The 14771-nt window shown below is 37.2% G+C and carries 11 protein-coding genes; 10 read left to right on the top strand and 1 reads right to left on the bottom strand.

Features of this window, described 5'->3' with window-relative positions:
• Positions 1-82 precede the first annotated feature (82 nt).
• The 8 genes from dnaE to MLD65_RS07485 all read left to right on the top strand — a co-directional run bounded on the left by dnaE (position 83) and on the right by MLD65_RS07485 (position 11036).
• Positions 83-3427, top strand: a complete 3345-nt coding sequence (gene dnaE, locus MLD65_RS07520) for a DNA polymerase III subunit alpha (protein ID WP_243291248.1) — start codon at positions 83-85, stop codon at positions 3425-3427.
• A gap of 183 nt (positions 3428-3610) precedes the next feature.
• Positions 3611-4846: an NADP-dependent malic enzyme gene (ystJ, locus tag MLD65_RS07515; protein ID WP_243291247.1), complete on the top strand. Its 1236-nt coding sequence runs from the start codon at positions 3611-3613 to the stop codon at positions 4844-4846.
• Between the two features lie 11 nt (positions 4847-4857).
• Positions 4858-5466: a FadR/GntR family transcriptional regulator gene (locus MLD65_RS07510; protein ID WP_243291246.1), complete on the top strand. Its 609-nt coding sequence runs from the start codon at positions 4858-4860 to the stop codon at positions 5464-5466.
• Between the two features lie 47 nt (positions 5467-5513).
• Complete coding sequence (gene accD, locus MLD65_RS07505) at positions 5514-6377, top strand: acetyl-CoA carboxylase, carboxyltransferase subunit beta (RefSeq protein ID WP_243291245.1); 864 nt, start codon at positions 5514-5516, stop codon at positions 6375-6377.
• The gene (accA, locus tag MLD65_RS07500) at positions 6371-7345 is read left to right on the top strand and encodes an acetyl-CoA carboxylase carboxyl transferase subunit alpha (RefSeq protein ID WP_243291244.1); all 975 of its coding nucleotides are present in this window, start codon (positions 6371-6373) and stop codon (positions 7343-7345) included. The genes accD and accA overlap by 7 nt, the downstream gene beginning before the upstream one ends.
• 432 nt (positions 7346-7777) lie before the next feature.
• Entirely contained in the window at positions 7778-8737 is a 960-nt protein-coding gene (gene pfkA, locus MLD65_RS07495) for a 6-phosphofructokinase (RefSeq protein ID WP_243291279.1), read from the top strand.
• A gap of 59 nt (positions 8738-8796) precedes the next feature.
• Positions 8797-10557, top strand: a complete 1761-nt coding sequence (gene pyk, locus MLD65_RS07490) for a pyruvate kinase (RefSeq protein WP_243291243.1) — start codon at positions 8797-8799, stop codon at positions 10555-10557.
• A gap of 89 nt (positions 10558-10646) precedes the next feature.
• Positions 10647-11036 carry an FxsA family protein gene (locus tag MLD65_RS07485; protein WP_243291242.1) on the top strand — a complete coding sequence of 130 codons (390 nt, stop codon included), beginning with the start codon at positions 10647-10649 and terminating at the stop codon, positions 11034-11036.
• 250 nt (positions 11037-11286) lie between these two features.
• Here the strand turns inward: MLD65_RS07485 and ytvI are convergent, their stop codons facing one another.
• Complete coding sequence (ytvI, locus tag MLD65_RS07480) at positions 11287-12402, bottom strand: sporulation integral membrane protein YtvI (protein WP_243291241.1); 1116 nt, start codon at positions 12400-12402, stop codon at positions 11287-11289.
• Between the two features lie 149 nt (positions 12403-12551).
• Between ytvI and MLD65_RS07475 the strand changes: the two genes are divergently transcribed.
• On the top strand, positions 12552-13013 hold the full coding sequence (locus tag MLD65_RS07475) for a DUF441 domain-containing protein (protein WP_243291240.1): 462 nt from the start codon (positions 12552-12554) through the stop codon (positions 13011-13013).
• A 576-nt stretch (positions 13014-13589) separates the two neighbouring features.
• Positions 13590-14708, top strand: coding sequence for a citrate synthase (gene citZ / locus MLD65_RS07470; protein ID WP_243291239.1), 1119 nt, complete (start codon positions 13590-13592; stop codon positions 14706-14708).
• The last annotated feature ends 63 nt before the right edge of the window (positions 14709-14771 follow it).

Below are 14771 nucleotides of genomic sequence, written 5' to 3'. Positions count from 1 at the left end.
TTGGATTAACACAATATTTGTCTTGTAAGAACAAAAGGGACTATAATGAAATATAACATTAGAGGTAAAGGTGGGAGTTTGATTGTCATTCGTTCACCTTCAAGTAAAAAGTGCATATAGTCTGCTTTCAAGTGCAGTAAGCTTGGAAAAACTTGTAGAACGTGCAAAAAAACATCAATATACAGCGATTGCCTTAACAGATGTTCATGTATTATATGGAACGATTGCTTTTTATAAATTGTGTAAGAAACATCAGATTAAACCTATCATAGGGTTAACGGTTTCGATTCAAATTAAAGGCAACAGTTTTCCGTTTGTTCTTCTTGCTAAAAACGACATAGGATATAAACATTTATTAAAGCTTAGCAGTTTCATGCAAACAAAGTATGAAAATGGAATTCCGCTTTCCTTGTTTAAAACATATAGCCGAGGTCTGTTCATGCTTACTCCTGGCTTAAGTGGCATTATTGAAACTTTTTTGTTAGAGGGAAAAGATGAAGAAGCTTATAAGGTAGCCCAATACTTTAGGCAAATAGTTGAAAAAGATTCTTTTTATATTTCGATTCAACGTCTTGGAAATAAAGAGGAGCAATATGTGCATGAAAAGCTGATGAAGTTATCGAACGATTTATATATACCACTTGTAGCGACAAATGATGTTGTGTATGTCGATAAAACAGATGCTTTTGCTTATGATTGCTTAACAGCCATTAAAAATGGTACAAAAGTCGAAGAAAATGAAAAATGTTCTACGGAGCGATACTTTAAAAATGAAGCATCCATGCAAGCTTTGTTTCATGATTTGCCAGAAGCGATCGTCAATGCGAATCGTATTGCGGAACAATGTAATGTGAATTTGACGTTAGGAAAACCGAGTTTACCGAAATTTCCTGTTCCAAATGGGATCGACAAAGATCAGTATTTAGAACGATTATGCTTTGAAGGGTTAAAAAGACGTATTGAGCACCCTACGGATGCATACTATAATCGCCTTTTGTATGAAATAGAAGTCATAAAAAAAATGAAATTTAGCGACTATTTTTTAATTGTGTCAGATTTTATGCACTATGCGCGAGAAATGGGTATCGTTACGGGCCCGGGGCGTGGATCTGCAGCCGGTTCGCTTGTTGCTTACGTATTATATATAACAGACGTTGATCCTATAGCGTATAACTTACTTTTTGAGCGGTTCTTAAATCCAGAAAGGATATCGATGCCGGATATCGATATTGATTTTCCTGACACGAGACGAGATGAAATCATTCATTATGTGGCCAATAAATATGGGAAAAGTCATGTGGCACAAATTATCACATTCGGTACATTAGCAGCCAAAGCAGCGATTCGTGATGTTGCTAAGGTACTGGGTGCATCGCAAAAAGAAGCGGATTCACTCGCGAGGCTCATTCCATCAAAACCAGGAATTACACTAAAGGAAGCATTGGATGAATCCACTCTTTTACAAGAAAAAATAGCCCAGTCTAACGTAGCGAGGAAAATTTTTGAAACAGCATTGAAAGTGGAAGGTTTACCACGGCACTCATCCACACATGCTGCGGGAGTCGTCATAAGTGAACAACCACTCGTTGATATGGTCCCGATTCAACAAGGTCACAATGGTGTGTATTTAACACAGTTCTCTATGGATTACTTAGAGGACGTTGGCTTATTGAAAATGGACTTTTTAGGACTTCGGAATTTAACGTTAATCGAAAATGTGAAAGAGCTGATTGAACGGTATGAAGGAAAACGAATTTCTTTTGACCAAATACATTATGACGATCCAAAAACATTGGCATTGCTTGCAGAAGGAGATACAACCGGTGTTTTTCAGTTAGAATCAGAAGGAATGAGAAAAGTATTAAGACGTTTGTCCCCATCATCGTTAGAAGATATTGTAGCGGTCAACGCTCTTTATCGTCCAGGTCCGATGGAAAATATCCCGTTGTTTATTGATCGAAAGCATGGAAGAAAACCGGTGGAATATCCACATGAAGATTTGCAAAATATTTTATCAACTACGCACGGTGTAGTCGTCTATCAAGAACAGATTATGGAAATTGCTTCGACAATGGCAGGATTTTCTTTAGGAGAAGCAGATTTACTTAGAAGAGCTGTTGGCAAAAAAATAAAAGAAATTTTAGAACGAGAACGTGAGCATTTTGTCCAAGGTTGTTTAAAGAAGGGGTATGAAGAAAATACGGCGAATAAAGTATATGACTTAATCGTCAAATTCGCTAACTATGGCTTCAACCGAAGTCATGCAGTAGCTTATAGTATGATTTCATTCCAAATGGCCTATTTAAAAGCACATTATCCTTTATATTTCATGGCGGCATTACTAACGAGTGTGAGTGGAAATGAAACAAAGCTTTCTCACTATTTTAGGGAGTGTAAACGAAAAGGGATGTTGATTCTTCCACCATCTATTAATAAAAGCGGCTACACATTCTTAATTGAAAAAGGGGCCATTCGATATAGCTTAGCATCTATTAAAAATGTTGGAAATTCTGCTTTAAAAGAGATTTTTAAAGAACGGAAGAAAAAGCCTTTTACCGATTTATTTGATTTCTGCGTCCGTGTATCATCTAAGGCTGTTAATCGCCGTACGCTTGAATCATTTATTTTTTCAGGTGCTTTTGATGAATTTGCAAAAGACCGGGCAACCTTGTTAGCTTCAGTCGATGTTGCATTAGATCATGCTGAATTATTAAAAATTGAAGATGGTGAGAACCAATTTGATTTATTTCTTCAAGAGGAATTAACGATTAAACCGAAATATGTAGAGGTAGAAACAATGCCGATACATAAGAAACTGCAGTATGAAAAAGAGGTGATCGGGTTTTATTTTTCCAACCATCCAGTAGACATCTATCGTGATGTGATGAAAGCGAATGGAACGATTCCGCTTGTTGATTGTTTTAAATGGATCGAACGGAAAATAAAAGTAGGTGTTTATATCACGAACGTTAAACCGATACGTACGAAAAAAGGGGAGACAATGGCTTTTTTAACGATTAGTGATGCAAGTGGTGAAATGGAAGCCGTCATTTTTCCAAATGATTATGCAAAATATAGTGATAAGATAAAAATAGGCTCTATTGTTTTCATTCAAGGTAAGGTTGATCGACGCCGAGAACGAATGCAAATCATTATTCAATCGGTTGAAGACCTCAAGCATCTCGAGCAGGATCATAAAGGAAGACTTTTTATTAAGCTTGAAGGAGATGTGCAGCAGGCAGATTCAATACAAGGTATTAAGAAAATATTGCGTGCATATAAAGGATCATATCCCGTTTATATATACTATGCCCAATTGAAGAAAACGGTTCAATTACAAACTGATTATTGGGTAAACCCGACAGCGGATTGTTTAAAGAGTTTAAAAGGTATTGTTGGCGAACGAAACGTTGTACTTAAAGAATAGCTGTGCTTGTTGCCGAGCCGTGATGGAGATATTGTGAGTAGAGCGGGCGGCAGTGAGTCACAATTGTGGTGCCTTGCGTTTTTCTTTTCTTTACAATCAAATAAAATATGATATATTTTAAGGGTGGTAAAAGTGGTCAGACCACCTTTAAAGAACTTTTGTGCCTTTAAGGAGTGAATATAATTGTCAATAAGAGAAGAAGCTTTACATATGCATCGTGTTAATAAAGGGAAATTAGAATCTAAATCAAAAGTCCCGGTAAGGAATGCAAAAGATTTAAGTTTAGCTTATTCACCAGGGGTAGCTGAACCATGTAAAGACATTTATGACGATAAAAGTAAAGTCTATGAATATACAATGAAGGGAAATATGGTTGCTGTCGTTTCGGATGGAACGGCTGTGTTAGGGCTAGGGAATATTGGACCTGAAGCTTCATTGCCAGTTATGGAAGGAAAAGCTGTCTTATTTAAGAGCTTTGCTGGTGTAGACGCTTTTCCCATTTGTTTAGGTACGACAGATGTAGATCGTATTGTCGAAACAGTAAAGCTATTAGAGCCTACTTTTGGTGGTGTCAATTTAGAAGACATTGCTGCACCGAATTGTTTTGAAATAGAAGAACGGTTAAAAAAGGAAACGAATATTCCTATTTTTCATGATGACCAACACGGAACAGCGATTGTAACCGTTGCAGCATTATTAAATGCCCTTAAATTGGTCGGGAAAAAGCTGTCCAATATTAAAGTTGTCGCAAATGGTGCGGGTGCCGCAGGAATTGCCATTATAAAGCTATTATACCGCTATGGTGTTCGTGACATCATTATGTGTGATTCAAAAGGGGCTATTTTCGAAGGACGTTCATACGGAATGAATCATGTAAAAGATGATGTAGCAAAATTTACGAATCGTGACCATATTGAAGGGTCTTTAGGGGACGTCATTCGTGGTGCTGACGTGTTCATCGGTGTTTCAGTTGAGGGAGCATTAACTAAAGAAATGATTCAATCAATGGAAAAAGACCCTATTATTTTTGCAATGGCTAATCCGGTGCCAGAAATCATGCCTGAAGACGCAAAGGCAGCGGGAGCAAAAGTAGTTGGAACAGGCCGCTCGGATTTTCCAAACCAAGTAAATAATGTGTTAGCATTTCCGGGAATTTTCCGAGGTGCATTAGATGTAAGAGCCACGCATATTAATGAACAAATGAAAATGGCTGCTGCAAGTGCAATAGCTTCTCTCGTATCAGAAGAGGAATTACGGTCTGATTATGTCATTCCAGCTCCTTTTGATTCAAGAATTGCCCCAGCAGTCGCCGCAGCAGTCGCAAAAGCGGCTATGGAAACAGGTGTTGCTCGTATTAAAGTGGATCCGAAAGAAATTGAAGAAAAGACGAAAAAGCTTGCGATTATTGAGGAAAAGTGAGTGATTGAAACGTGACACCTTCAAATTCGAAGGTTTTCCTAAATACGTTAAAGGAAATTCGAGATATTATCCAAAACGATCAATTAGTGCCAGGCGATAAAATTCCTTCCGAACGGGAATTGGCCGAGCGTCTCTCCGTTGGTCGCTCATCTGTTCGTGAAGCTTTGAGGGCTCTTGAACTTTTAGGGATTATCGAAACAAGACGAGGTGAAGGGACATTTTTAAAAAATGTTCATGAAAATCATCTCATTCCGCTATTAGGAACATTCATTCTTCAAGAGGCAAATACAAAAAATGATTTATTAGAAATGAATGAAATGTTAGAAATGAATGCACTTATGTTAATACTAAGAAAAAGGCCGAAAAAGGAATTATATGATTTAAAAAGTCGAATGAATGAAGCACATGTCCAGTCTATCATGGCTCATTTACTATTATTAGCAGACAACAAATTATTATTTAAAATTTGGACTGTGCTCAACCAATACGTAAGGTCTGTACTTCCTGCTAACAATCATGTTTCAAAAGATTTATTCGGAAAATTAATTGATAAGTTAATGGAAGAAGATCAACAAAGTGTTATGGAGGTATATAAGCAACTATCTTCCAAAACAGTATAAGGTTTAAAGAATCTTAGCTTCGATTCTTTAAAAGGGAGGTTTCTATAGTGATCAAAAATATTTTTACAAAGAAAAAGAAATATGCAACCATCCCGTCTGAGCAAGCAAAGCAAGAAATTCCTGAAGGGATTATGACGAAATGTCCAAGCTGTAAAAAAATTATGTATACAAAAGAATTAAATAAAAATTTACGTGTATGTATGAATTGTGGACATCATCATCAGATGGGGGCAAAAGAGCGGATAGCGAGCTTATTTGATGAAAATACTTTTGTTGAATACGATAAAGGCTTAACATCGAAAAACCCGCTTGGCTTTCCAAGTTATATGGAAAAGCTTGAAAAGGATCGTGAGAAAACGGGTTTAAATGAAGCGATCGTTACAGGAGAAGGGAAAATAGAAGGTTTCCAAGTTGTAATGGCTATCATGGATTCAAATTTCCGCATGGGGAGTATGGGTTCAGTTGTAGGTGAAAAGATAACGAGAGCGATTGAAAAAGCAAATGAAAAGCAAGCGCCATTCATTATCTTTACAGCATCTGGTGGTGCTCGCATGCAAGAAGGTGTATTAAGCCTTATGCAAATGGCCAAAACAAGCTCTGCTTTAAAACTATTTAGTGAAAGCGGTGGTCTGATTATTTCTGTTATGACACACCCAACAACAGGTGGAGTATCGGCAAGCTTTGCTTCATTAGGCGATTATAACTTTGCAGAGCCTGGTGCTTTAATCGGGTTTGCTGGTCGCAGAATTATCGAACAAACGATTCGTGAAGAGTTACCAGATGATTTTCAAACGGCTGAATTTTTACTGAAGCATGGACAACTTGATGCCGTTATACATCGTCACGACTTAAGAGATACGCTCGTTAATCTTCTTGATATTCACTATGGAAAGGGTGAAGTCACGTGGTAGGAGAACTAGAGTTTGAAAAGCCGGTTATTGAGCTTAGGGAAAAAATCCGGGAATTAAAAGAATTTACCGAAACAGCAGATGTCGATCTATCTTCTGAAATTGAGAAGCTAGAAAAGAGACTTCAAAATCTTGAACAAGAAATATACCATCATTTAACTCCATGGAACCGAGTGCAAATTGCTAGACACCCAAACCGTCCAACAACTTTAGACTATATCGATCGTCTCTTTGAGAACTTTTTCGAATGTCACGGTGATCGTTATTATGGAGATGATCAAGCAATTGTTGGTGGCGTTGCAAAGTTCCATCATGTCCCGGTCACTGTCATCGGTCATCAACGTGGAAAAGACACGAAAGAAAACCTTCGCCGTAATTTTGGGATGCCTCATCCAGAAGGTTATCGGAAGGCACTTCGGTTAATGAAGCAAGCGGATAAATTTAACCGTCCGATTATTTGCTTTATTGATACGAAAGGTGCCTATCCAGGAAAAGCCGCTGAAGAGCGCGGTCAAAGTGAAGCTATTGCCAAAAATTTATTTGAAATGGCTGGGTTACGTGTTCCTGTTATTTGTATTGTCATTGGAGAAGGGGGAAGTGGTGGAGCATTAGCTCTTGGAGTTGGAAACCATATTCATATGCTTGAAAACTCGACTTACTCTGTTATTTCTCCAGAAGGTGCTGCTGCACTACTATGGAAGGATGCAAGTTTAGCTCAAAAAGCAGCCGAATCGATGAAAATTACTGCTCCAGACTTAAAGGAACTTGGGATTATTGACGAGATCATTCCTGAAGTAAAAGGAGGAGCTCATCGGAATATTGACGAACAAGCTCGTTTTATAGAAGAAACATTAAAGCGTTCATTAAAGGAATTAATGGCGATGGATGATGAACAATTAATTCAACATCGTTTCGAAAAATATAAAAAAATCGGTGAATATTCTCACGATGAATCTTTTGTAACCTCTTAAAATTTTTATTCTTTTTTACGTTCACTTACATTTTTATGGATGAAATTGTGTAAGCTAAGAAAGCGTGTACTCTTTGGTCAAAAGAGACACGTTTTCTTTTTCACAAAACAAAATTTTATCTTTAATAAAGTTTTCAATGGTGAAAGGAGTCTTTGGTGATCAGGACAAGATACCATCGGCTCAGATGGTCACAAGCTAATCCGCCCGAAAGGAAAAAGCATATTTTAGTCGGCTAGTTTGTGCTTGTCGGTGGTGAGCAAGGCGCTTGCGCTTTTCTTCCAAATGTAACATTAATGGCACAAAACTCCCCTTACATAAGTGCTAGTTTTGTGTATAATAGTAAAGGGTTAAAGTCGAACAGAATGAAGACTTTATTGTACCTTTATGTGCATATGTTATGTTTTGTAATATAGTATTTTCGAGGTGATAATGATGAAGAAAATTGGTGTGTTAACGAGTGGTGGCGATTCACCTGGAATGAACGCGGCAATACGTGCAGTTGTTCGTAAAGCGATTTATCATGATTTAGAAGTTTACGGAATTTTTCATGGTTACTCAGGATTAATTTCTGGTAACATCGAAAAGCTTGAGCTAGGTTCAGTTGGGGACATTGTTCACCGTGGAGGGACGATGCTTTACACTGCTCGTTGTGAAGAGTTTAAAACAGTTGAAGGTCAACAAAAAGGTATTGAGCAGTTAAAAAAGCATGGGATTGAAGGTCTCGTTGTTATCGGTGGCGATGGCTCATTTATGGGCGCGAAAAAACTGACAGAGCATGGATTTCCATGTGTCGGTGTTCCAGGAACGATTGATAATGATATTCCAGGAACGGACTTCACGATTGGTTTTGATACAGCCTTAAATACAGTTATTGATGCGATAGATAAAATTCGCGATACCGCAACATCCCATGAACGTACATATGTCATTGAAGTAATGGGTCGCCATGCTGGGGATATTGCTCTATGGTCAGGGCTTGCTGGTGGAGCTGAGTCCATTTTAATACCAGAAGCAGATTATGAGATGGACGATATCATTAATCGTTTAAAAAGAGGGCATGATCGCGGGAAAAAGCATAGTATTATCATCGTAGCTGAAGGTGTTGGCAGCGGTGTTGAATTTGGAAAAAGAATCGAAGAGTTAACAAAACTTGAAACGCGTGTGTCCGTATTAGGTCATATTCAACGTGGTGGTTCACCGACAGCGTTTGACCGAGTTTTAGCAAGTAGATTAGGTGCATATGCTGTAGAGCTTTTAATAAATGGCCAAGGTGGTCGCTGTGTAGGAATGCAAAACAATAAACTTGTTCATCACGATATTTTAGAGATTTTAGATAAAAAGCATGACGTTGACCAAAATATGTATAAACTATCACAGGAGTTATCGATATAAAGAGAAATACTTTATAGGTGGAATCGTTTCCATAACTCTTTTAGGAGGTTTCATTTTAAATGCGTAAAACGAAAATTGTTTGTACGATCGGCCCTGCTAGTGAAAGTGTTGAAACACTTGAAAAATTAATGGAAGCAGGAATGAATGTTACACGTTTAAACTTTTCACATGGTGATTATGAAGAGCATGGTGCACGTATTGAGAACATTCGTAAAGCGGCTCAAAAATTAGGGAAAAATGTTGCGATATTACTTGATACAAAAGGTCCAGAAATTCGTACACATACAATGGAAAATGGAGCTATAGAGCTTCAAGCTGGATCGAACCTTATTGTATCTATGACAGAAGTAGTAGGAACAACAGAAAAAATTTCTGTTACGTATGAAGGATTAATTGATGACGTTCATCTCGGTTCGACGATTTTGTTAGACGACGGTTTGATTGGCTTAGAAGTTGTTGACATTGATAAAGCGAACAATGAAATAAAAACAAAAGTATTAAATAGCGGAACGTTAAAAAATAAAAAAGGTGTAAACGTGCCAGGTGTTAGTGTAAAGCTTCCTGGAATCACGGAAAAAGATGCAAAGGATATTGTATTTGGAATAGAACAAGGTGTTGACTTTATCGCTGCATCGTTCGTTCGCCGTGCATCTGATGTATTAGAAATACGTGAACTACTTGAAGAACATCGCGCAGAAAACATCCAAATTATCCCGAAAATTGAAAACCAAGAAGGAGTCGATAATATCGATGAAATTCTTGAGGTTTCTGACGGATTAATGGTTGCTCGTGGTGACTTAGGGGTTGAAATTCCAGCTGAAGAAGTACCGCTTGTGCAGAAAGAGCTCATTCAAAAATGTAATAAATTAGGAAAGCCGGTTATTACGGCAACTCAAATGTTAGATTCAATGCAACGTAACCCACGACCTACTAGAGCAGAAGCGAGCGATGTTGCAAATGCAATTTTTGACGGTACGGATGCGATTATGCTTTCGGGGGAAACCGCAGCTGGTAGTTATCCAGTTGAAGCAGTTCAAACAATGCACAATATTGCATCACGTGTTGAACAAGCGTTAGATTATAAACATATTCTCTCAAAGCAGAGTAAAGAGGCGAGCACAACGATTACAGATTCCATTGGTCAATCTGTTGCACATACAGCACTAAATTTAGATGTATCTGCAATCGTTGCTCCTACGGCGAGTGGTTACACTGCAAAAATGATTTCGAAATATCGTCCGAAAGCACCGATTGTTGCTGTTACTGATTGCGAAGCAGTATCTCGTAAGCTAAGTTTAGTTTGGGGGGTATATTCTCGCAAAGGTGCAATTGCTACAACAACGGACGAAATGCTTGATATTGCCGTACGTGAATCGATTCAGACAGGTATTGTTAAGCATGGTGATCGTGTCGTTATAACCGCTGGTGTACCAGTAGGTGAAACAGGTTCAACGAACCTTATGAAAGTTCATGTTGTCGGTGATATTGTAGGGAAAGGTCAAGGAATTGGCAGGAAGTCAGCGTTTGGTAAAGTTGTCGTTGCCAATTCACCTGAAGAAGCAAAAGCGAAAATGACAGATGGTGCTATTCTCGTCACGGTAGGAACGGATCGTGAAATGATGGAATCGATTGAAAAAGCGGCTGCGATCGTTACAGAAGAAGGAGGCTTAACGAGCCATGCGGCTGTTGTAGGATTAAGCTTAGGAATTCCAGTCATTGTAGGAGTTGAGAATGCGACAACTGCGGTGGAAGACGGTTTAGAAATTACAGTCGATGCAACGCAAGGGATGATTTATAAAGGTCATGCAAGTGTACTGTAAAGTTGCAAGAGAAGGATGAATGTATTCACCTTCTCTTTTTTCTTTTTTTGCAATATACTTAAGTCAATACATGACAAGAGGGTGTATGTATGCGGTGGTTAGTAACACTTATCATTATTGTGCCAGCTTTAGAGATTGGATTATTGCTTTTCTCAGGGAGAACGTTAGGAGTAATGGCAACTATTTTTCTTATTATTTTAACAGGCGTACTCGGAGCTTATCTCGCTAAACGACAAGGACTTGAAACGATTCGAAGAGTACAGGAAGAGCTTCGTTACGGATCTATACCTGGGAATGCGATTTTAGATGGTCTTTGTATTTTAGTAGGAGGAGTCGTTTTATTAACGCCAGGCTTTATTACGGACACAATTGGTTTTCTTCTTTTATTTCCAAGCACAAGAAATATGCTAAAGCCTATCATCGAAAAAATCATCCGAAAATTAATCGACCAAAATCGTATTACCATTATTCGACCATAGGTACATCGTTCAAGTGAGAATTATGAGTGAAATTTAGAAATTAGAATAAAAATATAACGGGCTCTAAAAGCCCGTTATATTTTTATCTTCTTATCAACACAATTGTTATTATTTTGAAAAAATTTTCAAGGATTAGTGAAAGTCACGTCCCCTTCCTCGAGTTAAATAAGCTTATACCATAAAGACAAAGAGCTCTTTTTCGTTGTAAAAACAATTTTGTCTAAGGCTGAATAAGGCGCTTGTGCTTTTCTTATCTCTCAGCTCCTTTAATAAAGGTCCAAATATCTTGAAAAATACCAACTGTATGCAATGTTTTTAAAATGACTAAAACGACAGGGCCAATAATTAGGCCTAAAAACCCTACGAGTTTAAAGCCGACGAAAAGAGCAACCAATGTCGCAAACGGATCGATTCCGATATTAGTTGATAAAATTTTCGGCTCCATAAATTGTCTTTGAAGTAAAACGATTACATACAAAATGCTGATTCCAATTGCTAACGGTAAATTTCCACTAAAAGTAAGATAAATTATCCATGGAACAAAAACGAGGCCGGTTCCAAGATAGGGCAAAAGATCTACAAGTCCGATTATTAATGCAATGGTCATGGCATATTTAACTTTTAAAATAACGAGTCCGATTAATACAATGACGGTTGTAATAGAGATGAGTGTCAATTGAGCTCTCACAAAACCAAACAATGCCTTTTGTAATTCTTGAATAATCGTTAAACTACTCTTTTTTGCTCGGTCGGGCAAAAGGCGACTAAACAATCGCTGCCACCTGTTCCAATCTTTACTAATGAAAAAAGTAGCCAACAGTGAGAAGACAAGTACAGAAGTAGCGTCAGGCAACCAGCTTAATAAAGAGGGGATATTTTCAAGAGCTTCTTTTATAAATGTCCCAACGCTTGTAGTAATTTGCTCGCCAACATTTTGAATGTTTGTTAAAATGGTTTCTTGTTGATTGGTTTCTAAGGAGCGGAACATCGTCGTCATATTGTTATATACCGGGATAAGTTGATGAGCGATGAAATTTTCCATATATGAAATCAGTTTTTGAAAGTGATCTGGAACAACTTTGGCTAAGTGCGTTGTACCGTTAATGATTTCTGCTATCAGTAATGTAAGTAAACCAGCAATCATGCTCACCATTAATATGATAACGATGAAGACTGCCAAACCTCTAGGCATCTTCGTTCTAACTTCAAAAAATTGAACGATCGGGTTTATTAAAAAAGCGATGATAAAGGCGATAATAAAAGGGTATGTCAAAGTAGATAAAAGGAATGTAATATATCCACCTGCTATGGCAATAGCAATAACAAATATAAATCGTAAAAAACGAAACAAAAATGTACGATCCAATGTATCTCCTCTCCTCCTATAAACCGTTTCCGAAAATCGTTTTACAAACATTATATACGAAAATAGTGGTTAGAAGGGTTCATTTGATCGGGATATACTTCAAAGAAAATTATAAAAATGAAATAATAATGAATAGTGAAGGTGTGTATATGTTTAGTCAATCAACGTTATTTTTGTTGTTATTACTTATCATCGGTTTTATTGCAAAAAATCAATCGCTAATCATAGCAGTTTCCGTATTACTTATCATTAAATGGATTGGGCTTGATGACAAGCTTTTACCACCCATTCAGAAAAGTGGTATAAATTGGGGAGTAACCGTCATAACGATAGCTGTCTTAGTACCGATTGCAACAGGTGAGATTGGATTTAAACAATTAATTGATAGCCTTAAATCTCCGTATGCATGGATTGCTCTATTATCAGGAATAGCCGTTGCATTAATTGCCAAAAATGGACTTTCATTATTAGCAAACGATCCTCATATTACGACAGCTCTTGTTTTAGGAACGATTTTAGCTGTGGCTCTTTTTAAAGGGGTTGCAGTCGGTCCGCTAATAGGAGCAGGAATTGCTTATTTAGCAATGCAACTTGTAAAACTTTTTTCTTAGTAAAATATCAGAGTATATTGTATAAAAAATCCTTTTAAATGATGTTATGAGACGTGCTTTGAACAATCCAGATGTTCAAAGCATCATTTTATGAAAAAACTTTAAATTTTATTTTATTAGATAAAGGAATTTATTTAATTTGTCTAGAATGAATATATATAGAGGAAAAATATAACCTATTCAAAAATGTTTGGATAAAATAGGTTTAAACGGATATGCTGGTTTTTGTATAGCCTTTGTTTTCTTCTATAAGAGATAAGGGATACTTATTTAGAGTTATAAGTATTGTTTATTAAAAAAATAATTTTCTTAAAAAATATCTTATTTTTTGGATTCACAAAAGTCTGATAATTGTTTATAATAGAGTTGAAACAATTAATAAATATTGGATATTACTATTTAATTGTTACGTTTTCCATGATTTTTTTCGTTTTTTTAAAAAAAAGAAATGAAAGCATTTTCTTTTTTAGAGCTTTTCTTGTTTTTTTATGAGCATGCGCTCAATGATAGAAAGTATTCACATATAATTCCAGTGCCATTCGAGAAGAATACTTATATAGAAAAGGAGAGATGTTTATGACAGCAACACGCGGTCTTGAAGGGGTCGTTGCAACTACTTCATCAATTAGTTCCATTATAGATGACACGTTAACGTATGTAGGGTACAACATTGATGATCTAGCAGAAAACGCAAGCTTTGAAGAAGTCATTTATTTGCTTTGGCATCGAAAATTACCGAATAAAGAACAACTACATACGTTAAAACAGGAACTTGCTTCAAATGCGAAAGTCCCAAACGAGGTTATCGAGCATTTGAAATCATATCCAGTTGAAAAAGTACACCCAATGGCAGCACTTCGTTCAGCTATATCGTACTTAGGTCTATTTGACGATGAAGCGGATGAAATGTCACCTGAAGCAAATTATCGAAAAGCAATCCGACTTCAAGCGAAAATCTCTACCATTGTTACAGCTTTTTCTCGTATTCGAGAAGGGCTTGAACCGGTTGATCCGCGAGAAGATTTAAGTTTTGCTGCTAACTTCTTGTACATGTTAAAAGGGAAAGAACCTGATGAAATAGCAGTTGAAGCTTTTAATAAAGCACTCGTTCTTCATGCAGATCACGAATTAAATGCGTCAACCTTCACAGCTCGTGTTTGTGTTGCGACACTTTCTGATGTTTATTCTGGAATCACTGCAGCGATAAGCGCACTAAAAGGTCCATTACATGGTGGTGCCAATGAACGAGTGATGAAGATGTTATCCGAAATTGGTGAAGTGGAAAACGTAGAACCGTACATTCGAGAAAAGCTTAACCGAAAAGAAAAGATTATGGGCTTTGGGCACCGTGTTTACCGTCAAGGAGACCCTCGTGCGAAGCACTTAAAAGAAATGTCTCGAAAATTAACGGCTCTTACAGGTGAATCGAAATGGTACGAAATGTCTACAAAGATTGAAGAGATTGTAACGGGTGAAAAGTCTCTACCACCAAATGTAGACTTTTATTCCGCTTCTGTGTATCATAGCCTAGGCATTGATCATGATTTATTTACACCTATATTTGCTATTAGCCGTGTATCTGGATGGTTAGCGCACATACTAGAACAATACGATAATAACCGTTTAATTCGTCCTCGTGCAGACTATGTGGGTCCTGATAAACAAGTATATGTACCAATTGACGAGCGTCATTAATTGAGGGGGTCTCCCCCTCATTTGATAAATAAAATTATACATAACATTTAGGAGGTAATACTC

Source organism: Bacillus sp. FJAT-47783 (genome assembly GCF_022808615.1).
Taxonomy (GTDB): Bacteria; Bacillota; Bacilli; order Bacillales; family Aeribacillaceae; genus Bacillus_BZ.
This window is presented reverse-complemented; position numbering and strand designations above follow the sequence as displayed.

Bases quoted from the DNA above. Each gene is read 5' to 3' on its own strand.
- pfkA (WP_243291279.1), top strand. From the start codon at position 7,778: ATGAAGAAAATTGGTGTGTTAACGAGTGGTGGCGATTCACCTGGAATG.
- pyk (WP_243291243.1), top strand. From the start codon at position 8,797: ATGCGTAAAACGAAAATTGTTTGTACGATCGGCCCTGCTAGTGAAAGT.
- MLD65_RS07485 (WP_243291242.1), top strand. From the start codon at position 10,647: ATGCGGTGGTTAGTAACACTTATCATTATTGTGCCAGCTTTAGAGATT.
- MLD65_RS07475 (WP_243291240.1), top strand. From the start codon at position 12,552: ATGTTTAGTCAATCAACGTTATTTTTGTTGTTATTACTTATCATCGGT.
- citZ (WP_243291239.1), top strand. From the start codon at position 13,590: ATGACAGCAACACGCGGTCTTGAAGGGGTCGTTGCAACTACTTCATCA.